At 72.4% G+C, this 24,104-nt stretch carries 35 protein-coding genes; 1 reads left to right on the top strand and 34 read right to left on the bottom strand.

Annotated elements, in window-relative coordinates; genetic code table 11:
* Nucleotides 1-15: 15 nt before the first annotated feature.
* The 12 genes from RB628_RS06980 to RB628_RS06925 form a co-directional block, all read right to left on the bottom strand.
* Nucleotides 16-153 carry a hypothetical protein gene (locus RB628_RS06980; protein ID WP_318319413.1) on the bottom strand — a complete coding sequence of 46 codons (138 nt, stop codon included), beginning with the start codon at nucleotides 151-153 and terminating at the stop codon, nucleotides 16-18.
* 71 nt (nucleotides 154-224) lie between these two features.
* On the bottom strand, nucleotides 225-710 hold the full coding sequence (locus RB628_RS06975; RefSeq protein WP_318319412.1) for a hypothetical protein: 486 nt from the start codon (nucleotides 708-710) through the stop codon (nucleotides 225-227).
* A complete protein-coding gene (locus RB628_RS06970) occupies nucleotides 710-1,180 on the bottom strand; it encodes a phage tail tube protein (protein ID WP_318319411.1) in 471 nt (156 codons plus the stop codon). The genes RB628_RS06975 and RB628_RS06970 overlap by 1 nt, the downstream gene beginning before the upstream one ends.
* Nucleotides 1,181-1,192: 12 nt before the next feature.
* Entirely contained in the window at nucleotides 1,193-1,609 is a 417-nt protein-coding gene (locus RB628_RS06965) for a minor capsid protein (RefSeq protein WP_318319410.1), read from the bottom strand.
* Nucleotides 1,602-1,955: a hypothetical protein gene (locus tag RB628_RS06960; protein ID WP_318319409.1), complete on the bottom strand. Its 354-nt coding sequence runs from the start codon at nucleotides 1,953-1,955 to the stop codon at nucleotides 1,602-1,604. The genes RB628_RS06965 and RB628_RS06960 overlap by 8 nt, the downstream gene beginning before the upstream one ends.
* Entirely contained in the window at nucleotides 1,952-2,269 is a 318-nt protein-coding gene (locus RB628_RS06955; protein WP_318319408.1) for a hypothetical protein, read from the bottom strand. Before RB628_RS06955 ends, RB628_RS06960 begins: the two co-directional genes overlap by 4 nt.
* The gene (locus RB628_RS06950) at nucleotides 2,266-2,655 is read right to left on the bottom strand and encodes a hypothetical protein (RefSeq protein ID WP_318319407.1); all 390 of its coding nucleotides are present in this window, start codon (nucleotides 2,653-2,655) and stop codon (nucleotides 2,266-2,268) included. Before RB628_RS06950 ends, RB628_RS06955 begins: the two co-directional genes overlap by 4 nt.
* Before the next feature lie 4 nt (nucleotides 2,656-2,659).
* Complete coding sequence (locus RB628_RS06945; RefSeq protein ID WP_318319406.1) at nucleotides 2,660-2,782, bottom strand: hypothetical protein; 123 nt, start codon at nucleotides 2,780-2,782, stop codon at nucleotides 2,660-2,662.
* 20 nt (nucleotides 2,783-2,802) lie between these two features.
* Complete coding sequence (locus tag RB628_RS06940) at nucleotides 2,803-3,660, bottom strand: phage head protein (RefSeq protein WP_318319405.1); 858 nt, start codon at nucleotides 3,658-3,660, stop codon at nucleotides 2,803-2,805.
* A gap of 40 nt (nucleotides 3,661-3,700) precedes the next feature.
* Nucleotides 3,701-4,417: a hypothetical protein gene (locus tag RB628_RS06935; protein ID WP_318319404.1), complete on the bottom strand. Its 717-nt coding sequence runs from the start codon at nucleotides 4,415-4,417 to the stop codon at nucleotides 3,701-3,703.
* A gap of 118 nt (nucleotides 4,418-4,535) precedes the next feature.
* A complete protein-coding gene (locus RB628_RS06930) occupies nucleotides 4,536-4,715 on the bottom strand; it encodes an Rmf/CrpP fold protein (protein WP_318319403.1) in 180 nt (59 codons plus the stop codon).
* A gap of 4 nt (nucleotides 4,716-4,719) precedes the next feature.
* Nucleotides 4,720-6,945, bottom strand: coding sequence for a phage minor capsid protein (locus RB628_RS06925; RefSeq protein WP_412180605.1), 2,226 nt, complete (start codon nucleotides 6,943-6,945; stop codon nucleotides 4,720-4,722).
* A gap of 282 nt (nucleotides 6,946-7,227) precedes the next feature.
* Here RB628_RS06925 and RB628_RS06920 point away from each other — a divergent pair, with 282 nt between their 5' ends.
* The gene (locus RB628_RS06920; RefSeq protein WP_318319401.1) at nucleotides 7,228-7,350 is read left to right on the top strand and encodes a hypothetical protein; all 123 of its coding nucleotides are present in this window, start codon (nucleotides 7,228-7,230) and stop codon (nucleotides 7,348-7,350) included.
* A 270-nt stretch (nucleotides 7,351-7,620) separates the two neighbouring features.
* Here RB628_RS06920 and RB628_RS06915 read toward each other — a convergent pair whose 3' ends face one another.
* From RB628_RS06915 to RB628_RS06810, 22 genes are all read right to left on the bottom strand, one after another.
* On the bottom strand, nucleotides 7,621-9,090 hold the full coding sequence (locus RB628_RS06915) for a phage portal protein (protein WP_318319400.1): 1,470 nt from the start codon (nucleotides 9,088-9,090) through the stop codon (nucleotides 7,621-7,623).
* Between the two features lie 6 nt (nucleotides 9,091-9,096).
* Nucleotides 9,097-10,377, bottom strand: a complete 1,281-nt coding sequence (locus RB628_RS06910) for a PBSX family phage terminase large subunit (RefSeq protein ID WP_318319399.1) — start codon at nucleotides 10,375-10,377, stop codon at nucleotides 9,097-9,099.
* Nucleotides 10,378-10,383: 6 nt separating this feature from the next.
* Nucleotides 10,384-10,914 (bottom strand): helix-turn-helix domain-containing protein, encoded by a 531-nt coding sequence (locus RB628_RS06905; protein ID WP_318319398.1) that lies wholly within the window; start codon nucleotides 10,912-10,914, stop codon nucleotides 10,384-10,386.
* A 19-nt stretch (nucleotides 10,915-10,933) separates the two neighbouring features.
* Complete coding sequence (locus RB628_RS06900; protein ID WP_318319397.1) at nucleotides 10,934-11,125, bottom strand: hypothetical protein; 192 nt, start codon at nucleotides 11,123-11,125, stop codon at nucleotides 10,934-10,936.
* Nucleotides 11,126-11,357: 232 nt separating this feature from the next.
* Complete coding sequence (locus RB628_RS06895; RefSeq protein ID WP_318319396.1) at nucleotides 11,358-11,759, bottom strand: hypothetical protein; 402 nt, start codon at nucleotides 11,757-11,759, stop codon at nucleotides 11,358-11,360.
* A gap of 86 nt (nucleotides 11,760-11,845) precedes the next feature.
* Nucleotides 11,846-12,394 carry a hypothetical protein gene (locus RB628_RS06890; RefSeq protein WP_318319395.1) on the bottom strand — a complete coding sequence of 183 codons (549 nt, stop codon included), beginning with the start codon at nucleotides 12,392-12,394 and terminating at the stop codon, nucleotides 11,846-11,848.
* A 62-nt stretch (nucleotides 12,395-12,456) separates the two neighbouring features.
* Nucleotides 12,457-13,776 (bottom strand): hypothetical protein, encoded by a 1,320-nt coding sequence (locus RB628_RS06885; protein ID WP_318319394.1) that lies wholly within the window; start codon nucleotides 13,774-13,776, stop codon nucleotides 12,457-12,459.
* A gap of 204 nt (nucleotides 13,777-13,980) precedes the next feature.
* Nucleotides 13,981-14,775: a hypothetical protein gene (locus RB628_RS06880; RefSeq protein ID WP_318319393.1), complete on the bottom strand. Its 795-nt coding sequence runs from the start codon at nucleotides 14,773-14,775 to the stop codon at nucleotides 13,981-13,983.
* A complete protein-coding gene (locus RB628_RS06875; protein ID WP_318319392.1) occupies nucleotides 14,772-15,632 on the bottom strand; it encodes a hypothetical protein in 861 nt (286 codons plus the stop codon). The genes RB628_RS06880 and RB628_RS06875 overlap by 4 nt, the downstream gene beginning before the upstream one ends.
* 411 nt (nucleotides 15,633-16,043) lie before the next feature.
* Nucleotides 16,044-16,850 carry a site-specific DNA-methyltransferase gene (locus RB628_RS06870; protein ID WP_318319391.1) on the bottom strand — a complete coding sequence of 269 codons (807 nt, stop codon included), beginning with the start codon at nucleotides 16,848-16,850 and terminating at the stop codon, nucleotides 16,044-16,046.
* A gap of 88 nt (nucleotides 16,851-16,938) precedes the next feature.
* A complete protein-coding gene (locus RB628_RS06865) occupies nucleotides 16,939-17,466 on the bottom strand; it encodes a single-stranded DNA-binding protein (RefSeq protein ID WP_318319390.1) in 528 nt (175 codons plus the stop codon).
* The gene (locus RB628_RS06860; RefSeq protein ID WP_318319389.1) at nucleotides 17,466-17,993 is read right to left on the bottom strand and encodes an HNH endonuclease signature motif containing protein; all 528 of its coding nucleotides are present in this window, start codon (nucleotides 17,991-17,993) and stop codon (nucleotides 17,466-17,468) included. Before RB628_RS06860 ends, RB628_RS06865 begins: the two co-directional genes overlap by 1 nt.
* A 126-nt stretch (nucleotides 17,994-18,119) precedes the next feature.
* A complete protein-coding gene (locus tag RB628_RS06855; RefSeq protein WP_318319388.1) occupies nucleotides 18,120-18,281 on the bottom strand; it encodes a hypothetical protein in 162 nt (53 codons plus the stop codon).
* On the bottom strand, nucleotides 18,278-18,838 hold the full coding sequence (locus tag RB628_RS06850) for a hypothetical protein (protein WP_318319387.1): 561 nt from the start codon (nucleotides 18,836-18,838) through the stop codon (nucleotides 18,278-18,280). Before RB628_RS06850 ends, RB628_RS06855 begins: the two co-directional genes overlap by 4 nt.
* Complete coding sequence (locus tag RB628_RS06845; protein WP_318319386.1) at nucleotides 18,835-19,557, bottom strand: cell surface glycoprotein; 723 nt, start codon at nucleotides 19,555-19,557, stop codon at nucleotides 18,835-18,837. Before RB628_RS06845 ends, RB628_RS06850 begins: the two co-directional genes overlap by 4 nt.
* Entirely contained in the window at nucleotides 19,554-20,450 is an 897-nt protein-coding gene (locus RB628_RS06840) for a hypothetical protein (protein WP_318319385.1), read from the bottom strand. The genes RB628_RS06845 and RB628_RS06840 overlap by 4 nt, the downstream gene beginning before the upstream one ends.
* A 70-nt stretch (nucleotides 20,451-20,520) precedes the next feature.
* Nucleotides 20,521-20,667: a hypothetical protein gene (locus tag RB628_RS06835; protein WP_318319384.1), complete on the bottom strand. Its 147-nt coding sequence runs from the start codon at nucleotides 20,665-20,667 to the stop codon at nucleotides 20,521-20,523.
* Nucleotides 20,664-21,536, bottom strand: coding sequence for a DNA (cytosine-5-)-methyltransferase (locus RB628_RS06830; RefSeq protein ID WP_318319383.1), 873 nt, complete (start codon nucleotides 21,534-21,536; stop codon nucleotides 20,664-20,666). Before RB628_RS06830 ends, RB628_RS06835 begins: the two co-directional genes overlap by 4 nt.
* Nucleotides 21,533-22,150, bottom strand: coding sequence for a hypothetical protein (locus tag RB628_RS06825; RefSeq protein ID WP_318319382.1), 618 nt, complete (start codon nucleotides 22,148-22,150; stop codon nucleotides 21,533-21,535). Before RB628_RS06825 ends, RB628_RS06830 begins: the two co-directional genes overlap by 4 nt.
* A complete protein-coding gene (locus RB628_RS06820) occupies nucleotides 22,147-23,307 on the bottom strand; it encodes an ERF family protein (protein WP_318319381.1) in 1,161 nt (386 codons plus the stop codon). Before RB628_RS06820 ends, RB628_RS06825 begins: the two co-directional genes overlap by 4 nt.
* Complete coding sequence (locus tag RB628_RS06815; RefSeq protein ID WP_318319380.1) at nucleotides 23,304-23,684, bottom strand: hypothetical protein; 381 nt, start codon at nucleotides 23,682-23,684, stop codon at nucleotides 23,304-23,306. Before RB628_RS06815 ends, RB628_RS06820 begins: the two co-directional genes overlap by 4 nt.
* The gene (locus tag RB628_RS06810; RefSeq protein WP_318319379.1) at nucleotides 23,681-24,064 is read right to left on the bottom strand and encodes a hypothetical protein; all 384 of its coding nucleotides are present in this window, start codon (nucleotides 24,062-24,064) and stop codon (nucleotides 23,681-23,683) included. The genes RB628_RS06815 and RB628_RS06810 overlap by 4 nt, the downstream gene beginning before the upstream one ends.
* Nucleotides 24,065-24,104 lie beyond the last annotated feature (40 nt).

The following is a 24,104-nucleotide window of genomic DNA, read 5'->3' as shown; positions in this document are numbered from 1 at the left end:
CCGGGCGTGCGGGTGCTACTGGGCCGGTAGGCCCGTGATCCGGGCTATGTCCTCGGGGGAGTCGGCGCGGCGCGGTGTGCGGCGCCATGCGCGGGCGAACCGCGAGTCAGGGGACAGGGCGCCGACCAGGGCGACGAACCGGCGGGTCGTCATGGCGGCCAACTCCGCCGGTTTCACGTGGTGTTCGCGGGACAGGTCGCCCTCGATGGCGCCCCAATGGCGGACTACCGCTTGCCAGAACTCCGCCGCTTCCCGTTCTTCGGCTTCGCCCTGCGCGCCGCTCGGTTCGGCGCCGGGGCTTTTCCCGCGGCGCGGGCGCGCTCCTGGTCGTCGTGCAGCTCGGCGGCGCGCTTCATGGTGACGCTGCCCGGGGTGCGCACGTTGGCGGCAGAGTAGATGAGCACGATCCCGAACTGTCGGTCGGTCATGCCGGCCTCGGCCCACACGTCGAGGGTGTCGCCCCCGAACAGGGTTGCCAGCATCTTGCGGACGTCCGCGGGGTCGTTGCTGTCCTGCACACGCTCGGCCTGAAGTGTGAACATCAGGGGCAGGGAGTCGGGCAGCAGGTAGAGGGTGCCGTACAGGGTGAATGACTCGCGGGGGCGGCTGGTGTCCTGCTCGGCGAAGAACGCGTCGAAGTCGGCGGGGTCGCCGACGGCGGGCGCCTGGTCGTCGAGGTCGTCGTCGTACGCCGTGGTGTCGGTCGTCATCAGGCGGTCACCGCCGTGGACGTCGGGGCGCCGCAACGGGTGATGGTCGCCGACCAACTGGTCTTCTCGTTGGTGCCTCCGCCCTGCTCGCCGGGCGTGACGGTGGCCTCCCACACAACCCACTGGGTCTGTGTGACGTGCCGCCACCGGACCATGTTCCGCGACTCGATGCCGAGACGCTGCGACCAGTCGGTGTCGACGTACGCCTGTCCGACGTCCTGCGTCTTGGTCGTCTTGTCGATGCGGAACTGACCTTCCAGTTCGAGTGTCGCGCCGCGCTGCATGACGTCCTGCTCGTAGTGGCCTTCCGAGTCGAAAGCCGTCGTGTCGGCGGTCTCCTCGTTCTCGCCGGGGTTGTGGGTGAACGTGGTCAGTCCGGCGATCGGAAGCCACGTCTCCTCGGTCGCGTTGATGTCCTCGACCTGGAAAATCCAGCCTCGGGCGTCGATCGGCCTGCTGCTGCCTGCCATGGGCGGGCCTCCTTACGGGGTGTCGGTGGGGCCGGACACGTCGAGGTCGAAATTCACGACGTGCTCGTGTCGGCCGGTGCTGTCGGTCCCCATCGGGGCCGGTGTGCCGCGGGCGGCGGCGAGGATCAGGTGAGTGCCGTCGGGCAGCTCGACGCCGGCGAGGCCGTGCAGCGCGCGGTACAGGGCCGTACAGCGGGCGCGGGACAGACGGGGGTCGGCGGTGCCGCGTACGCGCACCTGTAGGCGGGGGGTGTCGGCGTCGTCGCGGGCCTGCGGCGGGGCGCCGTCGTACAGGGCGAGGGCGACGGCCTGGTCGGGGCCGGGCGGCATCGTCTCGACGAACGTGTCGCCGACCAGGCCGGCCGGGTCGTAGGTGAGCAGGCCGCGCGCGTGCAGATAGCGGGCGAGGCCGTCGAGCAGGTCAGCCACGCAGCGACCTGCGCACCTGTGCCGCGATGATCTCCTCGACCGTGCCGGCCTCCTCCTGCAAGGGGCCTTCGAGGTACTTCGCGGTGCGGCCGTCGTCGTGCCGAAGGGCCATGTCCTCGTGCTGGCGTACGGCGTACGGCTGATCGAAGCTGACGCCGGCCGTCAGGGACGTCTCGTCGACGGACGCGACCCCGGACCGTTCGAGGGTGCCCTCTTCGATCGGGACGCGGGCGCGGGCGCGTTCGAGCACGTGCTCGGCGGCCAGACGTAGGCCGCGGACGGCTCCGCGGCGGGTGCCGCGCACGGCGGCGGCGCTGTTCCATGTGAGGCGGGCGCGGGCGGTCACTCGCAACTCACCTCCGTACAGGCGGGTACCGGTAGGCCCGGAGCGGTGTGGCCGGCCGTGCTGATCGCCGTGGTCGTCCGTCCGCCGGGCAGCGTGAGCCGTGATCCGGGCGGGCAGTTCAGGCCCGGTGCGGCAATGACGGTGGTCGTGCTGAGCACTTCGCGGCCGTCGGCGGCTCGCTGCATGCGGTTGGCGGCGGCGACCAGGGCGGGCACGTCGGCGACGGGCGGTCCGTACTGCGGGCCGTACGCGCCGTCGCCGAGATACGCCTCGACGGTGACCCGGTGACGGAGCAGATAGGCGGGGACCCTCACCAGATCACCCCCGGGAGCAGGCCGGCGCGGCGTAGCGCGCGGTGTGCGCGGGGGGCGAGGTCGAGGTCGCCGACGGCGGCCGGGGCGTCCCGGCGGTCGCCGAGCGACACGGGGCCGATAGAGACGCTGCCCCATCGGCCGGCCGCTCCGGTGCCGTCGTCGCCCGTGGCGAGCTGGTACTCGACCTGCGCACACGTCGCGTCCGCGAGGGCCAGGACGACGGCCGGGTCGGTCGGCATCCCTGCCGCGTCCGTGACGTACACGGCGCACAACAGGGCATCCTCGACGTCCTCGGACGCGCGGGCGAGCAGGCGCTCGGCGCCGTCCGGTGCCGGCTGCCCGGTCCACGCGCTCAGTTGCTCGGGCGTCGCGTAGATCCGGGGCACGGGATTACTCCTCCTTCTTGGTCCGGGAACGGGAACGCCCCGCGGGCTTGTCTGCCTGCGGGGCGTCGGGCTCGGTCTCTGTGCCGTCCGGATCGTCGTCCGGCGGCTTGTGGTAGCGGCGCAGCATCACAGCGGCGCCCTCCTCTCTTACGCGGCGGCGAGTTCGCCGACGCACACGCCCTTGTCGTCCAGGCGCTTGACGGCGTAGTGCAGGGTGGTGGTCACGACGGTGGAACGGGCGAGGATGTCGCGGTCGGACTCGACCAGCGGCCGGCGCTTGTAGAGCAGGCCGAGCGCGCCCCGCTTCATGAGCAGGAACTTTCCGGCGGTGACGCGGTTCGTCAGGAAGACGGACACGCCACCGATGCGGCCGATGCTGCCGGACACAGCCGCGGACGGACCGTTTCCGAGCTTGGACGCGTCGACGAACTGCTCGTCGGCGAGGGCGTCGGCGTACTGCGCGCTGTTCAGGTACAGGCCAGCGAAGTCGTCCGGCTCCCACTCGTCGCCGAACGTGGCGATCGTGGGGACCATCGCGCCGAGCCACGAGAACTTGGTGACGCCGGCCCCGGCGGTGAACATGAGCGGGTTCGCTCCGCCGAGCACGCTCTCGTCGGCCTGCGCCTGGGTGATCAGGTCGGCGTCGACCTTGCGCGCGGCCAGTACGCCGAACTGCCGGCGGGCTTCGGCCTCCGGGTCCCCCAGGGACACAAGCTTGGCCTTGTCGGTGATCTCGACGGCCTTGCCGGCTTCCTTGATCACGGCCTTGGCCGAGCTGGTCGACATGGCCACGGGGGTCATGGGGGTGGACTCGTCGAGTTCGTCGAGGTCGCCGAGTGCACCCCACTTCGGAAACTCGATCTCCTCGCCGGGGGCACCCTCAAGGGTGTTGTCCTCGACGACGGCGGACGATCCGCCGACGCGGACCTTCCCGACGAACGCGGCCTGCGCCATGTCGCCCCACACCTCGGGGACGATCATCGCTGCACTGGTGGTCTTGGGCATGAGTCACTGCTCACTTTCTCCGGCGCGGTCGCCGGGCGGGTCAGGAACCGGCGAGGCGCCGGTACGTCTCGGGGTCGGACTGGTGCAGGTCGACGCGCTCGGCGTAGGACATGGCGGCGAACTGCTCGGCGGTGACGGCTCCGGGGCCCGGGGTGCCGAAGTCGGCGCCGCCCTTCGGCGCGGTCTGCGGGATCGCGGCGAGGTGCTGGTGAGTGGCCAGAACGGATGTGATCGCCTGCGTCACCGCGGCGGCGTCGGCCGGGTTGACGGTGGACAGTGCGCGCATGGCGGCCTGCGAGTCGAGCAGGCGGGAGACGTCGGCGCCCGCGGCCGGGGCGGCGGCGATCACGGCCGTCTGCAAGGCGAGCTGCTGCGCCGCGCCCTGTCCGTCGGTCATGGCGCGCTGTGCCCACTGCGGGAGTCGGGCGACGTCGCCGTCGGCCGGCGGCGCCGGCTGCTGCGGAACGGGCGCGGGGGCGGCCGGCGGCTGGGGCGCGGCGGCCTGGAAGCGGGTGCGGTAGTCCGCGGCTTCGGCGCGGGTGTCCCGGATGAGTTTCTGCGCCCAATCGGGCAGCGCCGCGACGTCCTGCGGCTCGCCCGGCGCGGGCGGGATCTGCGGCGCGGGCTGCTGCGGGGCCGTCTGGGGCGTCTGGGGCTGCTGTGGGGCCTGCGGCTGCTGGGGCGTCTGCGGGGCGCCCTGGGGGGCGTTCTGCGGGGCCTGGCCGGTGGTCGTGGTGGTCTCGGTCGGGGTCGACACGGGGTCCTCCTGGGACGGTGTCCGGGGCCGGTTGCGCCTGGCGTCCGGCCGGATGCGGGCAAACGAAAAGGGGGCCCGCTCCTGGCGGGCCCCCTCCGGGGTGGTGCTCGGTGTTCAGTCAGTCGGCGACGTCCTGGTCGACCTCGTCGGCGACGGGTCGCGCGCGGGCGTATCCGCGTATCCACGCGGTCCGCAGCGTCGACGTTCCGGGGTACGGGCACACGGTCGGCGGGTCGCCCCGCTCGCCGGCCTCGCGGCCGTCGGTGGTGGCCTTCACGATGTCCTCGCGCGCGCCCATGGGGTCACCTCTTGTTCTGCTGGTCGGACTCGTTCTTGCGGGCGCTCTCGGCCCATCGCTGGGTCTTGCCGGTCACCTGCTCGATGAACTCGGCCTGTGTCAGGCGCCCGTGTTCGGCCCACCACTCTTTCAGCTCGTCCGACGCGCGGGCGTACGCGACGCGGGCCGGACCGGAGAACAGCAACGCGGGGGAGTGCCCGGCGGCCTGGGCCTGCTTGTTGAGCAGGTACCCGTTTGTGGCGTCCTCGGCGGCGAGGTACTGCCGATACACGTACTCGTCGTACAGGGCGCGTGCCTCGCGGCGGGTGATCCGGTGCCGCTCGTCCTGGTCCTCGCCGTCGTCGCGGTACAGGCGGGCGGCGGCCCGTTTCAGGTCGTCCCAAAACCCTGTGTCGGCGGCCGGCGGCGGGGTGTCGTCGAGGGCGCCCCACGCGTCCGGGTCCGGGGTGCGCTCGCCCATGGTCTCGGCGAGGGCGTCGCGGTCGGCGAGCAGGTCGTCGGCGGCGTTCCCGGTCGCGGCCGGGGCCGGTAACTCGACGCGGTCGCGGCGGTCCATCTCGCCGGCGATGCGCAACAGTTCGCGCTCGTCGGCGTACTGCATGGCCCATGCGAGGTCGTCGTCGCCGGCGGCGGCGAGGTCGTCGAGCAGGTTCCCGCCGGGGAACATGCGGCCGAGCAGGTCGCGGCGCGCGGCCTCCGCGGCGATCGCTGCGCCCTCCGGTCCGTCGCCGGCGGCGCGGTAGCGGGCGGCGAGTTGCGCGTCGGACAGGCCGACCAGGTCGGGCCGGACGTCGGGGAGACGGCCGGCGCGGTCGCGGCGGTCGGTCTCCGCCATGATCCGCACGCGGTCGCGGTCGTCGACGTGGGACCACACGCGGGCGAGGTCGTCGTCGGACAGGCCGAGCAGGTCGTCGACCAGGCGCCCGCCGGGGGCGGCGCGGTCGAGCAGGGCCTCGATGTCGCGGCGGTCTGCCTCGGCCTCGATCCGGCGGCGGGCCCGGTCGTCGAGCGGCGTCCGGAGTGCGGCGGCGAGCTGGTCGTCGTCCATCTCGCGCAACGTCCGTTCGTCGCCGGACCACACGCGGGCGCGCTCGACCTGATCGGGCGCGGGCGGGCGGGGCGAGGCGGGGAGGTTCCCCGCTCCCTCCTGCTCGCGGTGCCTGAGCCGGCGCAAGTCGGGATGGTCGGCGAGGTGCCGGCGCATGTTGCCCTGCCACGCCCGCACCTTGGCGGCGGCGGCGCGCTTCTCCGCCGGGCTGGTGGCGACGGCCTCGCGGCGCTTCCACTTGCGTATGTTCCGCTCGATGGCGCGCTGTCGCTGCCCTGCCTCGTACCCGTCCGGGTCCGGCTCGGCGTCCTCCACCGTGGTCAGCCCCGGGGTGTACGCGCTCACGGAGTGTCGGCAGTTGGGATGCTGCAAGCCTGCGGAGCGCGCTTCGTCGAGGCTTCCGGCGACGCGCACGGGGATCATGCGGCCGTCGTCGGTGGCGTGCTCGACCTCGACCGTACGTGCGCCCGACGGTCCCCCGATCGTCAGTACCTTGCGCTCCCACGGGCGGCAGAGTGGGCACTCGCGCGGGGCGTTGGAGACGACGACCAGGTCGACGCCGTGCTCGGCGAGCGTGCGCATGTGGGCTTCCGTCGCGGCCCGCCCGGTCGCCGTCCGTACTGCCATCTCGGCGTACGACGGGAGCGACCAGCGGCGGCCGGCCTTGTCGACGAACGCCCGGATACCGGCGTCGGCGAACTGTCGCAGCGCGTCTTGCACGGCTTGCCGGCGGGTGCCGGTGCCGAGCAGGGGGGTTGCGGCGACGCGGGAGACGACGGCCCGGAAGGTGTCGACGACGGCCCGCAGGATGCCGCGGTGCGTCGCGGTGACGACGTCGACGGCTTCCTGTGCGAGGCGGTCGACGGCCTGCGCGTTCGGTATGCGGTCGTCGACCAGGCGGCGGGCGTCGTCGGACAGGGCGCCCAACTCGGCGACCGCGGACCGGTGCCCGACGTTGTACGCCTCGGTGACCGCGTCGAACACGTCGAGGCTGGTCGCCTTGGCCAACTCGTCGACGACGGCCTGTGCGCTGCGGCGCACCTGCTGCACGGCGGCGAGCTTGGCCTCGACCCATCCGGGCGCTTCGAGGCCGGCGGCGAGTTGGCGCGCGATGATGCCCAACAGCCGTTCCTCGGCCTGTGCGTAGAGGTCGCGCGTACCGGCCGCGAGGTCTTCGACCATGCCCGGATGGATTGGCACACCCACCCCCAGTGTGGTCTATCTCACCAACGCCCGGGTCAGAGGCAAGGAAGTCAAGCCAAGGAAGCTAAGGTGAAATTGCCACATAACGGACGCGGAGAGCCTGGGCGCTCTGTCCCCGCGTGCATTCGCGGACCCTCAATTTCCCCTGGACCACTTATGCTTGTGGCTGCCACCGCACGTGACCCTTCACATGCTTCGCCGGGACCACCGGTGAGGGCCCTGGACTCCAGGGCGCCTTGGGGTCACTGGAGGTGGTGAACGATGGCGCGTCGCGATGTACGCGGCAGGCGGAACGGGAAGCGGAAGCCGGACAAGCGGCTGTCGCTGGTCGACTGGCTGCCGATCATCAGGCTCATCATCGAATGGCTGCTGCGGCAGGGCTAACGGCCCTGACGTGACCCCGGACGTAAGGTACGGACTCAGCAATGAGCCCGACCGAATGTCACACGGCCGGGCTCACTAGCTGCACTCCATGGCAAGGGCCTGAGGCTCCGGCGGCAACCGGGTCTCGGGCCCTTCGCTGTGCTGGGCACAGTCAAAGCATGGTGAGTAATGCTCAGACAGAATACATTGACCGGGCCGGTTAATACAGTCGAACACAGGCAACATAGAGATGACATAGCTGAACACGGTGATCGTGCGAAAGATCCGAGATCAGACAGGAAACGTACCAACGGGGTCCGGAACCACAGCGCCCGTCTCAGCGAGGATCGCGGCAACCTCGCTCTTGACGGCTGCGTCGTCCCACTCCGGGTGCAGGATCTTGACCTTCGTCGAGGCGCTCACGGCCTGGGCACGGTTGAGCAGGTCGAGCGTGGTTGCGGTGGCCTGCTCCGACTCGGCGACTCCGTCACCGAACGCCACCTTCGGGCGCTCGGGCGTGATGCGCTGCCCGAAGTGCACGGCGTCGAGCTGCAACTGAACGTGCAGGGTGTGCGCGAGGGGGTTGCGCCAATACCCGGTCTTCTTCTTCCGGGTCACCATGGATCGGGCGTCGCGGCTGTCGACCTCGGTCGCGGTGATCGGCTCGCCTCCGCCGTCGAGGCCGAACGACTGCGCGCTGTACCCGGCGGACTGGGCGGCCTGCCGCATGAGCGCTTCCGTGCTGCGCTGGTGCTCGTCGACCCTGATCTCGAACTGGTTCAACGTGATCCCGTTGCCCTCGGTGGGCGGCATCCGCAGCGAGTGCCAGACCTCGCGGTCGTCGTCGAAGCCTGAGCCCATGCCTGGCCCGTAGTCGCGGAGGTAGCCGTCAGGGACGATCAGCCGTGCGCGGGCGAGGCGGATATCGCGCATCCAAGACGTCCACACATCGTCAAGCGAGGCGAACAGGTCGCGGATGCCCTGGAAGTCGCTACGCCCGATGGGGCTCGACCGGTGCAGCCGGTTGGGCCCGATGTTGGGCACGTAGCCGATCGTCAGGTCGCGGATGCCCGTTGCGACGCTGACCCCGTCCTCGCCGAGACTGGCGACCAGGTCGGCCGTCTCGGGGTGCTCGGACAGGGGGACGGCCCGCCCCAGGTTGTCGGGGGTGCCCACGTACAGGCCGTGCAGGATGCGCCCGACCTCGTGCCGCTCGACGTGCCGAAGGATCGTCGACGCGGTCGAGCCGGGAAGATCACGCCACAGGGTGGCAGCGCGCAGCATGCCCCAACGGAACTCGGGGGCGACATTGTCGGGCTGCACGACGGACAGGATCGGCCGGTCGACTAGGTCGCGGTCCCACGTGGAACGCAGGTAGACCCCGGACAGGGCCGAACCCTGCTCGGCTCCGCCGTGCAAGATCTGCTGCAACTGGCCTTCGTCGACCAGGGTGTCGAGGCGTTCCTGTGTGGCCTTGTCCTCGACCTTGATCGCCGGCATGTCGCCGAACAACAGGTCGGCGGACGTCGAGGCGATATCGGACGGCAACGGCACGTGCAGCCGGTTGCGCGGCCGGCGCGGCTGCTCGCGGCGCCGGTTCCACGGGCCCCGGCGGTGCGGCGCGGTGGCCTGCTCCTCGCCGCACACGCGGGCGATCCGGCGACGGTCCCCGGAGTACCAGGCGTCATCCGTGCGCATCTCGGCGTAGTACGGGGCCCACTGCGGCGGCGGCCACGCTGCGCCGTTGTCGGGCAGTGCCATCGGGGCTCACCTCCTGGTGGTGGACGTGGTCAACAGGTGCCGCCACTCGTGGGCGGTCGAGTGGATCGCGTAGCGCAGTGCGTCGACTGAGTGGTCGTCGACCTTCAACGGGGCGTCCTCGCCGCGCTCGCTCGCCTTGGGGTCCCATGAGTAACCGGGCAACTCGCCGAGCAGGCCGTCGCACGACCGGTGCACGAACAACAGGCCAGCGGCGAACAGGGCGGCCACGGACCGGATGCCGTCGGCGACGGTGTTGTCGGCGCGCGCTACGCCCTGGTGGTCGTCGTGCCAAAGCTGGGTTGAGAACGACTTCGCGCTCGGGTCAACAAACGTCCACTCGGGCATCACGCCTTTGGTGGCCCCGGGGCCCGCGTCGGGTGGCCGGTAGTCGGCGAGCCACTTCCGGACGGCGGCGCTGTACTGGGCGTCGGTCATGGACCGGTGCGCGGCGCGGGAGTCGAATCGCCACTCGGCGACGGCGTACAGGCGGTCGTCGTCGCCCATGCCGAGCAGGACGGCCGAGAACGGGTTCGTCGTGCCGTAGTCGATACCGAGCCAGTGCCGGCGCATCGTGGGCAGGCTGTCGACGACGTGCCGGTCTTCGTCCCACTCGCTGTAGATGGCGCCCTCGGCGACGACCCACGCGCCCTCGATCATGCGCTTCCGCCACAGACCGGTGTACTCCGCGGCGAGCGACGCGACGTACTCGGCGGACAGGGACGGATTGTCGGCGAGCTTGAAATGCCACGCCCGCATGTCCAACTCGCTGATGCGGTCGAGGTATCCGACCTTCAACCAATGGCGCGGCGAGTCGGGGTTCGTCGTCGCGTACAGGCGGGCGCCGGGCACGGACAGGCGGGCGAGTAGCTGCGTCCAAAACGCCTCGGGCAACAGGGTTGCCTCGTCGACGTAGGCAAGCTGCGCGGTAAGGCCACGCAACCGGCCCTCGGCGCGGGCGTCCGCGGCGCCGATCAGGTGGACGGTGCGCCCCAGGATCGTTGCCGTGGTCGCCCCGCGGGTGTGCACGACGTGCCGGGCGAGGGGCCCGAACAACACGCGATCCTGTAGGGGCTCCAACACATTGCGCTCGATCGTCTGCAACGACCGACCAACCACGATGATCAGGCCCGAAGGGCCCGCGGTGGCGACGGCGATCACGAACGCCAGTAGCGAGGCGATCGTCTTCCCGGACCGTACGGAGCCGTGCCACAGGTTGATACGGGCGGTCGCCTGCCCGATGCTCCGGAGCTGCTTGCGCGACAGGGGCAACCGGTCGAGGTCGAGCACTGCGGCTCACCCCCCGGCGGCGCCCCCGTCGTCGTGGGCCTGGTCGTCGTTGGCGGCCTGCGTCAGTGCCTCGCCGAGCGCGCCCAACATGCTGCGCACCTGCCCGGCGTCCTCTCCGCCCTCGGCCGGGGCGAGGCGCAGCGAGGTACCGACGGCGGTCTGTACCGACGCGATGATCTGGCGTTGGTCGACGAACCGCGGCTGTTCGAGGTTGACGTGTTGCCAGTGCCCCTCTTTGCCGGCGAACTCGCCGTAGATGGTCGGCGACCAGAGCTGTCCGCGTAGGCGCTCGGCGTCGTCCTGTAGGGCGGACGCGAGGGCGGCGCGGCGCGCGGCGAGGTCGGCGGTACGGACACGGGTCGCGGCCTCGACCTGCGGGGCGCGGTCGAACGACAGGGGCGGGTCGAACTGTCCGGCGATCTTCGACACGGTCGAGGGTGAGCGGCCGAGCGCGCGGGCGATCTCGTTCCGGCTCTTGTCCTGCGCGTGCAGCTCGCGCACGCGCCGGCGGTCCTCGTCGGTGATGGGGCGGGCCATGGCTCACCCCCTGCGCGGTCTACGCGTTCAGCTCGACGCGATGCCGTACGGCCTCGGCGGCGAGCTTCCACGCGTTCTGTACGGAGCGCGACGGCTCGGCCCACGGGGGCAGGTTGTCGCCGCTCACGGACTTGTTCTCTACGGCCGTCGCGTACGCCTCGTACGCGTCCTGCGCGAGGCGGTCAGTGTCGGGGCGAACCTTGAAGATCACGGAGCCTCCCGGATGCGGGCACGAAAAAACGCCCCGCGGCGGTGGGCCTGCGGGGCGTCGTGGTCTGTCTCCGGGCACGCCGAAGACGCGGCCAACAATAGGTCACGGAAAGGTCACGGCGCAACTCGCGCGCGTGGGCGGGCCCGCGACCGGTCGGCGCGGCTGCCGACGGCGGCGCCCCACCTGCCGACGATCGGGCGGGCGGGGCGCGCTGCTGCTGCCGGTGCGTCGGCTACGGGCGGACGGGCGGTCGGCTGGCCTGCTGCCGGTGCGGCGGCTGGGTCGGCTGCTGCCGACGGGCGTCATCAGCGCTGGCCTGCCTGCTGCTGGGCGTCCACATGGGGCCGTCGTGCGTGACCCACGGGAGGGACGGCGGGCCGGGAACGGGCGGGGCCTCGACGAACTTGTATGCCTTCAATGTCGGCGCGGTGCCGACGGGTACCGACTGGTGGTGCCACGCGGTCCGGTACATGTCGGCAACGATGCCGACGGCCGTCCGCATGGCGGCGGTGAGGTCGTCGCCGGTCTGCATGATGACGGCGAGGTCTCGGGCGAACTGCTCGTCGAGGCGGACGGTCGGTCGGGTGCCGGCAATCGGCTGGGCTCGGCGCTGGGTACGCTGCGGGGTAGCCATCGGGGTTGGGTCGCTCCTTCTCTGTGTGGTGAGGGCCCGCCCATACGGTTTGTGAGGAACCGGGCGGGCCCGCTTCATGTGTGGGCCTACTGGGCGTCGTTGCTGCGGCGCTTCTTCTCCTCGCGGAGGAACTGAGCGATCCGGCTCGACGTGTATCCGGATTCGGCGGCGATCTCGTCGGGACGCATGCCCTCTTCGCGGGCCTTGTGGGCGATCCGTGGCATGGCGTCGGCGAGGGCGGCGGCCACGCCCCGGATGATCCGGACGTCGTCGAGGGTGAAGTCGTCGGCAACGACGTCGAGCAGCCGGTCGAGGTCGGTGGGGCCCTTTCCGCGGGTGGCCATGCGGTGGGTCCGGGCGACAGCACGCATGTTCAAGCGGCTGAACGGGTCGAGCTGCCTCTCGGCCCGCGAGGTGGCCGCGTGGTCGGCCGCGTAGTCGTCGGCCAGGCCGATACAGATCCGCAGAACGAAATCCCGAACGTGGGGCCCGACCACCCGCATGATGCGGCCTTCGGTGTCCTGGGCCGGGGTCGCCTGCTCTGCGAAGTCGACCAAGTATTCGCGGAACTCGGCAAGGGTCGGCCCCGTGCGGCGGGCGCCGGCCCGGACGCGGGGCGGCTGCTCGTTGCTCATCTGCGGTGCTCCTGTTGGTGCGGTGGGGGCCCGCCCTCGGTTGAGGGCGGGCCGGTTGGTGATCAGTCCGCCGGGCGGTGGGCAAAGACGCACTGCGAGGACTTGAGCATCTTCTCGACCGTCCAGCCGCGGCGGGTGAGGGTGTGGGCGAGGCAGTCGAGAGCGGCCCCATCGATGGGGGTGTCTCGGCGGATCATGCGCCCGCTCTCAAGCCAGTACACGGCGACGCGGGCGCCTCCGCGGGGGGTGACCAGATACCCCCGTACGTCATGCTCGGCCTCGGTGGGCTCGCTCACGTCGTGGTGGTCGGTCATGAGGGCCGCGGCGAGGCCGTCGAGGGCGGCGCGGGCAGCAATCACGTTCGGGTGTCCGGCGTCCGCGGGCGTGCTGCCCTCGGCGGTGCCGGCGTGCCCAACGATCACGCCCTCGATCACGCGGCGGGTTGGCAGGGTCTCGGCCTGCTCGGCGGCGCGGCGCGCGTCGATACGGGCCTGTACGGCGGCCGGCACGGGGGCGCCGTGCGCGATGTGCTCGGCGGCCTGCCGCTCGTCCATGTGGGCGCGGTATGCCTCGCGGTCGGCGGCGGCCTTGGCACGGATGCGGGCGAGGCTGTCGGGGGCGGGCGTCATGCGGACGACGACCGGCTCGCGGACGGGACGGCAGTTCTCGGCGATCCACTCGGCGCCCCCCTCGATGACGACGCGGGCCGGCTCGCCGGTGCGCTCGACCGTGCCCTCGACGGTGCGCTCGCGGCCGTCGGCGCACACGACGCGGGAACCGGAGGCGAACAACGCGCCCTGTTCGACGGCCGACTCGATGGCGAACAGGGCATCGTCGGCCGGCTGCTCGCCGATCCACGCGCCCCGCCACGTGCCCTCGCTCGCTTCGGCCTCGGTGACCAGGGCGGCGGCCTGCTGTGCCTCGACGTCGGCGACGGCCTCGACGATCTCGGGGAGGCCGACCGCAGCGGCGAGGGAACGGGCGTAAGCGCGCTTCTCGGCGGCGCGGTCACACGGGGCGCAGAGCTGGTGACCCTTGTCGAGCAGGGCGAGCAGGTCGGAGCCGTCGACGTACTCGGAGATCTCGCGGCCACAGAGGGTGTCGTCGTTGCTCGGCGAGTAGTGGACGCGGCGGCCGGTGCCGACGGTGGCGTAACGAACGCCCGCGCGCTCGGCGAGGGTCGGGCCGTCGACGGCGCGGTCGGCGGCGACCTGCTCGGCCTCGACGCGGTCGCGCTTCTCGGCCTTGGCGCAGGTCTGGCAGATCCGCGTGCAGATGCCCGTGTTGGGCTCGGGCAGCAGGTCACGCCCGCAGTAGCTCGTCTGGGTGCCGGGGCGGCGGTAGTGGCCGGTGTTGCCGTAGGCGTGAGAGTACGTGTCCATGGGGTCGCTCCCTGGTCGTTGTGGGTGCCGGGTGAGGGCCGGCGGTTCCTGTCGGGGTGAGGGCCCGCCAGGAACCCCAACGGTAACCGTTGTAGGAATCATTGCAGCAATAATTACAGTAGACGTTACGGAATCGTGATCGAGCATGGCTACGCCCTCGGGGCCGAGCGCTCCCCGGGGGGCGTATACGGCCGTGTTTCGGCCTCAAGTGGCCACGGTGCGACCGGAGTTGATCGCAACCCACAACGCGACCAGGTCGGCGCCCCGCCACGCCCTACGGCCCCGTTCGGTGTCCACGGGTGCCGGGCACACGGGGCCCGCCGAGCAGGTCGCCACGGCGGCCCGCGGGTCCCCTCCGCCGTTGTGCACGACGATCCGTCCGCCCTTGCAGAACGGGCACGGGTCGTCGAGCGTGAGCGTCCGCCCCTCGCGGCCGAGCGCGGCCTCGACGCTGCGGCGCGCGCTGCGGGCCATGGCGACGATCTGGTCGAGCAGGGGCGCGGGCGTGATCCGGAACAGTTCGCCGTCGGGCTCGGACAGGGCGCGGCCGGCGAGGTAGACGCATGCCCAATGCAGCCCGTGCGCGCGGGAACCGATGCGGTCGACGATCCGGTCGGCGTCGTGCCTCCACTCTGCGGCCCGCACGGTGGGCAGGGTCCACAGTCGGGCGTCGTCGCGGTCGACGGTGCGCTGTACGCGCTCGGCGACGGCGTCGCACGTGTCGAACACGTCGCGCTCGACGGCGAGGGCGGCGTCGAGGGCGCGCAAGTTCGCCGGCGCCGGGTGCTCGCGCACGACCAGGGGGAGACGGCCGACGGTCGGCTCGTCGCCGGCGCGGTCCTCCGCGGCGACCTGGTCGAGGAATCCGCGGCGCTCGTACGGCATCCATGCCGCCGGGCGCGGCGGCTCGGATATCGAGGCGAGCAGGTCGCCCCACTGCTCGCGGACGGCGGCGAGGTCGTCGGCGGCCTGCTGGCCCCGGTCGGTCTGGGTGTTCATCGGGGCTGCTCCGTGGTGGTGGTGAACAGGGCGTCGGCCAACTCGTCGGCGACGGTGGCGCGGGTGGTCGCCTCGCGGTGGAGTGCGGCGAGGATGCGGCGGCCGGCGTCGCGCTCGGTCGGGGTGCGGCCGGCGACGAACAGCTCGTCGGCGACGGCGAGGGCGCGCTGTCCGGCCTGTACGGCGGGGAGTTCGGCGGCCATGGCGGCGCGGTCGGCGCGGCGGTCGCGGCGGGCGGCGGTCCATGCGGTCCGGTACCGGTTGGCCTTGTGGTCGGCGGCGAGGGCGTGCCGCTGCCATCCGTCGCCGCGGCGGCGCTCGGTGGCGAGGGCTATGTCGTGCTCGCGCTGCTGCTCGGCGAGGCGGGCGTCGGTCGAGTCGGCGCGGTCGAGGATGCGGGCGTGTATGCGGGCGGTGGTCGGGGACAGGCCGTCGTGTTCGGCAACGGCGGCGAGGGCGTCGCCGAGAGACTGGGCGTTGCGGACGCGGGCGACGATGGCGAGCAACTGGTCGACGCGCTGGCACGCTCCGCGGTGCCGGCGTCGGGTCTCGGCGAGGGCGGCCCGGACGGGGGCGAGCTGCTGCTCGGTGACGGCGGCGCGCTCCTCGGCCTCGACGATCGCGGCGTCGGCGGCCTCGCGGTGGCGTTCGAGGGCCTGTGTTGTGCCGGCCATGGCGCGGCGGTTCTCGTCGGCGACGCGCTGTTCCTCGCGCACGTGCTCGGCGAGTAGGGCGCCCTCCGCCGCGGAGAGTACGCCTCGCCGCGCGCGGGCGAGCAGGACGTCGAGGACGGCCCGCCGGTCGTCGCGGTCGCGGCTGCGGCTCTTGGGGGCGCGCTGCTGGGGGCGGGGGCTCATGGGTGCTGCTGCTCCTGTGCGTCGTCGAGGGTGGGCTGTTCGATCGGGGTGCGGCGCGGTCGCCGTGGTCGGCGGGCCCGGACGGCGGGCGGCTGGTGCTTGCGCCGGCACTTCGGGCCGTAGCCGTCGGGCGAGGGCGCGGCGAGGGGGCGCCGGCACGCCCCGCACGTCCGGGCCGGGGTCATCGCGTGTGCCAAAGGCGGCGGTTCTTGCGGCTGCCGTGGTGCGTCGAGTGGCCGAACGGTCGGCCGCATCGGGCACAGCGTGCGGGCCGGCGCGGACTTGGCCGGAACCAGTGGCGAGGGTCCATCCATTCGCCGCCGGACTCGACGTGTTCGGCCTGCGGCCGGCCGCAACCGGAGTAGCGGCACGGCTCGTCGGCGTGGTCGGCGCGGAACCAGTGGCCCCGGATCATGCCGCGTCCTCGCCGAACGTGAACGCTTCCTGCGGGCCGTGCTGGTCGCCGTCGGGCTGAGCGTGGGCGAGGCGGTCAAGGGCGGCCTCGTAGTGCGTCGGGTTGAGTTCGCATCCGATGGCGCGGCGGTTCTCAAGGTGAGCAGCGAGCAGGGTCGTACCCGCGCCGACGAACGGGTCGAGCAGTAGGCCACCCTCGGGCACGATGCGCACGATGCTGCGCATGACGTCGAGGGGCTTCTGTGTGAGATGCCGCCGCTGGTGGGCTCCTGGATCGGTTGCGCGGGGTGAGCGGGCGAGGTAGTACCCGGGCAGGGTGTCGCCCTCGATGGGCCGGGGCCCGTTGCTGCCCCACACAAGGAATTCGGCGTTCTGCGCGAACCGGCCTTGCTGGTGTCGGGCGTCCGGTTTGATCCACGGCACTATGCCGCGCTCAACCCATCCCCCGGCCTGAAGCGTGTCTGAAGCGGCCGGCAATTGCCGCCAGTCGGTGAACATGGCGCAGACTCCGCCCGGCTTGACGACGCGTGCGGCCTCGCTGAGCCAAAGCGTCATCCAGTACGCCCATGAGCGTGCGTCGCGGTTGTCGCCTGCGAAGTCGGCGGCGGCGGAACGGCTGTCGCTCCGGGCGTACTTCGTGCGCGTTGTAGCGCTGCGGTCGGACCGGAGCATGCCGCCGCTGCTGTATGGCGGGTCGGTGATGACGGCGTCGGCGCTGCCTGTGTCCAAGGTGGTGAGCCACGCGAGGGCTTCGCCAAGGTGCAGTGTCGGCCGCTCGGCGACGGCGTCGGGAATGCGGGTCATGGCGTGGGCCCTCCGGGGTGTCAGTGGTGGGGTGTATTCGCGTGCGGGCGCGCGCGTGGGCGGCCCGCGTCCGGTCGCGGCGAGGACGTCAGAACGGGGGCTCTTTCACTGCGCTGCCCCACTGGCCTGCGGCTGACTGGCCGTTGGCCCACGGGTCGCCCTGCGGTGCTCCGTACGCCTGCTGTCCGGCCTGCTGGCCGTATCCCTGGCTCTGCGGCTGCTGGCGGTACTGCTGGCCGTTCTGGGCGCCGTTTTGGCTGTTCTTGGTCACGGCGGCGGTGGCGCTGCGCAGCGAGGGGGCGACCTCGTCGGCCTGAATCTCGTACGACGAACGGCGCTCGCCGTCCTTTTCGTACTGGCGTTGCGTGAGGCGGCCCACGATGATCACGCGGTCGCCGCGCTTGATGGACTCGGCGACGTTCTCGGCCTGTTGGCGCCACACGGACACGCTGAGGAATACGGGGTCGCCGTCCTTCCACTCGTTGGTGTCGCGCTGGAAGGTGCGGGGGGTGTTGGCGACGCGGAAGTTCGCGACGGGCGCCCCGGACGGGGTGAACCTGAGTTCGGGGTCGGCAACCACGTTGCCGGTGAAGGTGATGACGGTTTCGCCTGCCATTACGCGGCGGTCCTCTCGGGCTGGGTGACGGTGGGGAGTTGGGCGACGGGGGCGAGCTGCTGCTCGCGGGGGCGACGGGCGCGGTCGCGGGCACAGGCTCGGCACTTGCGCATGCCGTTGGGGTGCGACGGGGGGTAGCTCACGTGGACGACCGCGGGGTCGGTGAGGTCGTGGCCGTTCACGCACCGTTTGCGGCGGGCGTTGACGGCCGACGGGCCGGTCGAGCGCAGGACGTTGGTCCGGTGGTCGACGGGTTCGAGGTGGTCGTCGGCGACGCATCGGCGGACGGTGCACAGGTGGTCGAGTTCGAGGCCGGCGGGTATGGGCCCGCGGGCCTGCTCGTAGCCGTAGCGGTGGGCGGGGACGTACCGGCCGTCGATCCAGAAGCGGCCGTATCCGTCGCGGTCGAGGGACGTCTCGGGCCACAGGCGACATGGGGTGTTGGGTGTGTCGGGGCCGGCGGGGATGGGTCCGGGGGTCGTCTTGGCGGCGAACCGTTCAGCCGGTGTCGAGGTGGTGCGAGCCATGGGGACGTACCTCCGGACGGGATGTAGGTAGAGGTTCGCGCGTGAGTGAGTAGAGATCACTCGTGCGTGAAATATAACAGGGAGGGGGCGCCGTCGGTTTTCTCCGTGTGGCGCCCCCTGCCTGGGTTAGGCGGCCGGTTGCTCGACCTGGTTGAGCGGGGCGAGCGTCCACCCTTCGGCGCGTAGGTCGGCCACGATGCGGACGACGGCGGCCTCGGGGTCGTCGTGCTCGCGCTGGGCGTCCTCGACGGCGGCCCGGACGACGGCGAGGGCGGCGCCCGGGATCATCGCTGCGCTCCGGTGATGTGCCGGGCGCGCTGCCGGTTCTCGGGCCGGACGATCGTGGGCGGGCTCATCAGGGCGCGAGCGTCGCGGGCGGCCTCGGCGGCGAGGCGCCGGCGGCGGGCGCCCTGCTCGGCCTGCTCGCGCGCGGCCTGCTCGGCGGCGCGGCGGTCGGCCTCGGCGCGGGCGTCCATCCGTGCCAGCCACGTCCGGTGACGGTCCTCGGCGTCCGGCCGGTATGCGGGCGGGGTCGGCGGGTGGCCGGCGGCGGCGAGTTGCTGCTCGGCGGCGCGCTCGGCGAGCAGGGCGGCGCCGTCGACCTCGCGGACGGTGCGCCACCGGTCCCAACCCTCGTGTTCCTGGAAGATCACGTATGCGCCCTTGTCGGCAAGCTCGGTCACCTTGCGGCGGGCCCGCTTGCGGTCCGATGTGCGGATCACGACCGGGGCGTCGGGGCGGTGGTCCCAACTGGCCTCGACGCGCCACGACGTGACGTTCTTCGTCCGGTCCGTGGGCACGGCCCTGCGGCGGTGCTGGCGGGCCTGCTTGGGTGTCGGGCTCATGCGTGTGCCTCCTGGCAGTTGTGACGGGCGAGGTGCGCGGCGGTCGCGTCCTCGATGCGGCAGGGGTGCGGCTTGCTCCGCGGCCGGTAACGGGTCTGCTGGTTACGGGGGTTGACGGCGCGGCCACGGCACGGCTCGCCCTCGGGGGCGCTGCACCACGTGCACGGCACGGTGAGCGGGTCGGGGGCGTCGGCGCGGGCGAGGCGTTCGCGCTCGGCGCGCTGCGGCCGGTACCGGGCGAGGGCCTGGGCGACGGTGGGCGGCATGTACTCGCCGAGTGCGGCGAGGCGGCGCTCGACCTCGGCGGCGGCCGGGCCGGCGGTGAGGGCGCGGTGCGTGGTCGGTGCCTGCTGCCCGGACGCGATGGCGAGGCGTTCGGAGCGCAATGCGGCGACGTAGGCGTTCCCGAACTGGTCATCGGGGTCGACCTCGGGGTGTGCGGTCGGCTCGAACGTGCCCACGTGCCGGGACATGGTGTCGGCCTTGTGGGTGTGCCACGGCCGGGACACGTCGGACGGCTGAATGCGGTACGGGCTGCGTGCGATGTGGTCGCGGGCGACGCGGGCGGCGTCCCACCCGTGGGCGGTCGCCGGCACGTCGCTGAGCAGGTCGCACCACTGGGCGAGTCGGTCGGTCGCGGCCGTGGCGTCGTCGAGGGCGAGGCGCGGGTCGAGCTTTACGACGTAGGCGAGCAGGGCGGCGACTTCGCGGGGGGTCACTGCTGGGCCTCCATGGCGGCGAGGGCTTGGGCGAGGTAGTCGGCGGACTGGGCGACGCGGCCGACTCCGCCGGCGCCGGGGAACGGGACGACGTTCGAGCCGCGCGCGGGTCCGGTGGGGGCGGCGGCCGGGACGGTGCCGGGCGCGGGGGCCGGCGGTAGGGCCTGCCACGCCCGCAGGAAGTACCGGGCGTGCGCAACGCCGTTACGGGCCCGCTGGGCGGCCTGCACGGCGGCGGCGGCGAGCATGCCGGCACCGGATCGCTTGATCAGGCTGTCGACGATGAACCACTCGGCCGGGGCGAGGGTCCACGCGGGGTAGATCTCGGCGGCGGTGATCTGGTCGACCAGGGGGCGGGCGAACTCCGGGATCACTGCGACCTCGCGCCCGCGCTCCCTCACTCCTTCACTCACTCCCTCTATGGGTGAGTGAAGGGGGCCGAAATCCGGTCCCATAGGGGGCCGAATCTCGGTCCCAAAGAGGGTGTCGGGCATCTCCTCGGCGGGACCGGATTCCGGTCCGGTAGAGGGGCCGGAATCCGGCCCGGTAGCCGGTAGGGGGCCGGAATTCGGCCCGGTCGCCTGTGGGGCTATGGGGCCGGATTCCGGTCCCCTACCGCGGACGTACCCGACGGCTCCGGGAATGACGTACTTCGTCGCGCGGCTGCCCTTGGCCGGCTCCTCCTCGACTAGTTCCTTACTGGCGAGGGCGGCGTCGACGGCGGCCCGCGCGGTCGAGCGGGAGACGTTCAACCGGCGCATGAACTCGGCCGTTCCCATGCGCACGGTGGCGTCCGGGCCGGTCGTGGCGTCGGCGACGGCGAGCAGGACTAGGCGGGCGTTCCCGCGCGACTTCGCACGGGTCCACACCCAATCCATGGCGTCGAGGGTCACGGGGTGTCGCTCCTGTCGGGGGTGGGCGCCCGGGGCGAGGGCGCGGTCGGTCTCCGCGCCCCGGGGCCGATCACGGGGTCGTGCGGCGGCTGGTGCGGGCCGGCTGGTGCTCGTCGCACTTCCAGCCGCACGGGTAGAAACGGGCCGGGCGGGCGCCGCACTGCGGGTTGCCGTACTCGCAGCGCGGCGGGCCGTCCTCGCGGGGCGGGGTACTCACACGGCCACTCGGGCGCGGTAGTCCTCGACGATCAGGCGGCCGATGTGTTCGGCCGCGGCGGGGATGACGGCGTTACCGTGGGCGGCAAGCTGGTCCACCTGGTCGGGAACCCCATCAACCAAGCGGTCCACTCGGGGTTCGGCTTCAAGCCACTCACGCGCGGCCTGCCCGCGCGCAACCACCGAAAGGCCAAATAGTCCTCTAGTTGCCAACGGTGCTTCCCGGACTCCGCTCGGGCCCACGCCACCCCGTGGGGGCCCATTGAGGCCCTGGGAGTGGGCCACGAGGTAGACCCGTTCACGCGCTGCCTGGGGGGCGCCGAACTCGGGCGCTGATAGGACCGCCCATTCCGCATCGAACCCCTCTGAGGCCAGGTCACCGAGGACTCGCCCGAACGCGTCGGCATCTCGAACAAGGTTTCCGACGTTTTCCACGAGCACGTACTCGGGTCGAACGTGGCGCACAACGTCTGCCATCGCGGGCCACATCCATCGGTCGTCGGCGATGCCGAGTTGGTTGCCGGCGACGCTGAACGGCTGGCAGGGGAATCCGCCGGCGACGACGTGGACGCGAGGGCGAGGGCGGGACCGCCACCACTCGGGGACAGTGCGGACGTCGTCATGGCGGGGAACCTCCGGCCAGTGATGGGCCAGCACGCGCCGGCAGAACGGATTGAGTTCGACCTGTCCGACCACAGTCATCCCGGCACGTTCGAGACCAAGCTCGATGCCGCCGATACCGGCGAACAGGGACAGGACAGAAAGTCGATCGGTGCCGTCGACCGCGAGCTGTCCGGGCACGCTCTCGGCCGGCGGCTCGTCGAGGCGGCGGCGCATGGCGGCGAGGGTCGCCGCGGTCGCGCGGGTCACTGCTCGGCCTCTGCGGCTGGCGCGGCCTCGATGGCGAGGGGCGCGTCGAGGTCGAGGGCGCCGGCTTTGACGGCGTTGGCGACCAGGGCGCGGCCGTCGAGCGGTTGACGCTTCGACTCGCGGGTGAATGTCCATCGGTAGTAGCGGCTGCGGGTCGGCTTGATCATCACGCCCGGCACTTCGTACAGCTCGCCCGACTCGGGGTCGGCCCACTGGGGCACGCCGGCGGCGTCGACGGCGGCGAGGACGGTCGCGGCGAACGTCTCGTCGACGACGGTTTCGGTCCGGGCCGGGATGATCCGGAAATCCCAGTGTTCGGGGTACTGGTCGCGCACCCATGCGGCGAACGCCTCGCGGTCGGTCACCTGCGCCTCGGCCTCGCCCCCGACGCGGGTCACGCTGGCGAACTTCGTGTCGTCGTCGAGGGTCACGTCGGCTTTGACGCTGCGGGTCGCCTTGTACTGCTGGTCGAGCAACTTCGCGGCCTCGCGGTTCACGTCCTCGTACAGTTCTTCGGCCTGGTCGAGGCGGGCCCGCATCGCCTGACGGCGGCGCAGAACGGCGGCGAGGTACGCAGGGTCGGGCGCCTTGGTCTTCTTCTCGACGTCGGTCACTGGGTACCCCCGGCGGCCTCGATCTTGGCGCGGAACTGGTCGAGCTGGGCGGCGGTCGCCTGCTCGATGGGCAGGCCGTAGACGCGCTCGAAATCGGTGTCGAGGGTGGCGAGGTGGGCGCGGCTCGCGGCGAGCCTGAGCAGGTTCTCGGCCTCGGCGGCGGCCTGCTCGGCGGTGGCCACGCTGGCGGGTATGGCGCCCTCGGCGGCGACCGCGTCAGAAACGGAGTGCGGGGCGGGCCCGGTCGGCGCGGTGCTGCCCTGCTGCTGCGGGCCGGGCCGGTCGCGGCGCTCCTGACGCGGCGTCGTCTGTCGGCACTGGTCGCACACCTCGCGGGGCCCGCATCCGCACGGGGAACCGCTGGCCTTGTTCGCGGCGATCGCGTCGAGCTGGGCGAGGTAGTCGGCGGGGGCGCCGGCGGCGACGGCGGCGGCCCGGATCTTGGCGAACTGCTCGCGGCTGTCCGCCTTACGGGCGGCGGCGACGTAGTCGGGGCGCTGTTGGCGGGCCTGCTGCTGCGGCTGCTCCCACGGTCCGGGCTCGGCGCGGTTGCTGCGGCGCGGCTGCTGCCCGCGCTGCTGGCGCTGTTGGCGGCGCTGCTGGTTGCGCTGGTGCTCGGCGCGGTGCTCGGCCGGCGGCTCCGGGGCGTCGCGGTCGCTGTCGTCGATCGACCGGGCGTCCACGGGGATCATGAACACCTGAAACAACATGTACTTGAGCGCGGCGCTCATGGCCTTGTTGGTGCTCTTGTCGGCCGTGTCCATGGCCTCACCCGGGACGGTGACGAGTAGGCAGTCACCCGCGGGCCCGTAGATGCGGTAACGCATCTTCAGCACGGTGTGCGTGCCCTTGTCGCCGCGGGGGCGCTGGTGGTGCTCGGTGAGTTCGGGCGCGATGAAACAGCCGTGGTTGCGCATGGGTCCGGCCATGGCCGACATGGCGTCGTCGACGCCCCGGAACTTGTAGTTCTGCTGCGTGTTCTGCTGCCCCTTGGCAACGGGCATCACGTCGCTCATGACGCCGTGGATCACCTGGAAGACGCGCGGGAGATCGGCCGGGGCGCCCGCGGGGGCGGGCTCGTACGCCGTCTTGACGACCGGGGCGTCGTCCTCGGCCACGGTGGCGGACTGGGCCGGGTGCAGGGCGGTGACGGTCACGGGCGGGCGTTCCTGTTCTGTGCGGTGCGGTGGCGGATGTGGGCGGCGGCCCGGGTGATGCGTCCGGCGAGGCTGATCGCGTCGTCGGGGGCGAGCAGGGGGTCGAGGGTGACGGCGGCCGGGCAGTCGTCGAGCAGGGCCTCGCGGGTGGCGTCGGCCTCGGCGGCGCGCATGGCGCGGCCGTAGTCGGTGGCGTCGTCGCTGCACATCGCGTAGTCGAGGCGGACGACGCTCGCGGCGTGGGCGGCGAGCAGGCGACCGACGACGTCGGGGTCCTGGGCGTACGCGAGGGCGAGTTCGTCGAGCAGGGGGTCGACGTGCTCGGCGAGCGGGAGGCGGACGGCGAGGCCGTCAGCGCTGAGCTGGGGGCGGATCACTGGCGGGCCTCCGGCGCGGTGTCGAGGGCGGCTGGCGCGGTCGGCTCGTCGGCGACCAGGACGCCGGTCCGGGCGTCGTACGTGCGGGCCCGGGTCCAATCGGCCTCGGGAAACGCTCGGCTGAGCAGGCCGTAAGCGGCGCGGCGCTGCTCGGCCGTCGTGTCGAGGGCGCTGGCCTCGGCGTACAGGACGACGGCCCGGGTCTCGCGCCCGTGGTGCGTCGTCGGCACGGTGTGCACGCGGAGCGTGCCCGGGGCGATCTGGTTGAGCTGGCGGGCGACGACGCGGACGAACGTCGTGCGGGCGCGGGCGGCGCGGGCGCCCTTGATGGCGAGGACGGCGCGGGGCCGGCGGCGCTGGGTAGGCTGGGGAGTGTTCACGATTCGGACCTCTCGGGTTCGGTCGGGGAGGGCCGTCCGG

The sequence above is a fragment of the Streptomyces sp. ADMS genome, assembly GCF_033441795.1.
Taxonomy (GTDB): Bacteria; Actinomycetota; Actinomycetes; order Streptomycetales; family Streptomycetaceae; genus Streptomyces.
This window is presented reverse-complemented; position numbering and strand designations above follow the sequence as displayed.

Excerpts from the sequence above, each read along its gene's own strand:
- RB628_RS06980 (WP_318319413.1), bottom strand. The coding sequence starts at position 153 with ATGACGACCCGCCGGTTCGTCGCCCTGGTCGGCGCCCTGTCCCCTGAC.
- RB628_RS06975 (WP_318319412.1), bottom strand. The coding sequence starts at position 710 with ATGACGACCGACACCACGGCGTACGACGACGACCTCGACGACCAGGCG.
- RB628_RS06970 (WP_318319411.1), bottom strand. The coding sequence starts at position 1,180 with ATGGCAGGCAGCAGCAGGCCGATCGACGCCCGAGGCTGGATTTTCCAG.
- RB628_RS06945 (WP_318319406.1), bottom strand. The coding sequence starts at position 2,782 with ATGCTGCGCCGCTACCACAAGCCGCCGGACGACGATCCGGACGGCACA.
- RB628_RS06940 (WP_318319405.1), bottom strand. The coding sequence starts at position 3,660 with ATGCCCAAGACCACCAGTGCAGCGATGATCGTCCCCGAGGTGTGGGGC.
- RB628_RS06930 (WP_318319403.1), bottom strand. The coding sequence starts at position 4,715 with ATGGGCGCGCGCGAGGACATCGTGAAGGCCACCACCGACGGCCGCGAG.
- RB628_RS06925 (WP_412180605.1), bottom strand. The coding sequence starts at position 6,945 with ATGGTCGAAGACCTCGCGGCCGGTACGCGCGACCTCTACGCACAGGCC.
- RB628_RS06920 (WP_318319401.1), top strand. The coding sequence starts at position 7,228 with ATGGCGCGTCGCGATGTACGCGGCAGGCGGAACGGGAAGCGGAAGCCG.
- RB628_RS06915 (WP_318319400.1), bottom strand. The coding sequence starts at position 9,090 with ATGGCACTGCCCGACAACGGCGCAGCGTGGCCGCCGCCGCAGTGGGCC.
- RB628_RS06905 (WP_318319398.1), bottom strand. The coding sequence starts at position 10,914 with ATGGCCCGCCCCATCACCGACGAGGACCGCCGGCGCGTGCGCGAGCTG.
- RB628_RS06895 (WP_318319396.1), bottom strand. The coding sequence starts at position 11,759 with ATGGCTACCCCGCAGCGTACCCAGCGCCGAGCCCAGCCGATTGCCGGC.
- RB628_RS06890 (WP_318319395.1), bottom strand. The coding sequence starts at position 12,394 with ATGAGCAACGAGCAGCCGCCCCGCGTCCGGGCCGGCGCCCGCCGCACG.
- RB628_RS06885 (WP_318319394.1), bottom strand. The coding sequence starts at position 13,776 with ATGGACACGTACTCTCACGCCTACGGCAACACCGGCCACTACCGCCGC.
- RB628_RS06880 (WP_318319393.1), bottom strand. The coding sequence starts at position 14,775 with ATGAACACCCAGACCGACCGGGGCCAGCAGGCCGCCGACGACCTCGCC.
- RB628_RS06875 (WP_318319392.1), bottom strand. The coding sequence starts at position 15,632 with ATGAGCCCCCGCCCCCAGCAGCGCGCCCCCAAGAGCCGCAGCCGCGAC.
- RB628_RS06870 (WP_318319391.1), bottom strand. The coding sequence starts at position 16,850 with ATGACCCGCATTCCCGACGCCGTCGCCGAGCGGCCGACACTGCACCTT.
- RB628_RS06865 (WP_318319390.1), bottom strand. The coding sequence starts at position 17,466 with ATGGCAGGCGAAACCGTCATCACCTTCACCGGCAACGTGGTTGCCGAC.
- RB628_RS06860 (WP_318319389.1), bottom strand. The coding sequence starts at position 17,993 with ATGGCTCGCACCACCTCGACACCGGCTGAACGGTTCGCCGCCAAGACG.
- RB628_RS06855 (WP_318319388.1), bottom strand. The coding sequence starts at position 18,281 with ATGATCCCGGGCGCCGCCCTCGCCGTCGTCCGGGCCGCCGTCGAGGAC.
- RB628_RS06850 (WP_318319387.1), bottom strand. The coding sequence starts at position 18,838 with ATGAGCCCGACACCCAAGCAGGCCCGCCAGCACCGCCGCAGGGCCGTG.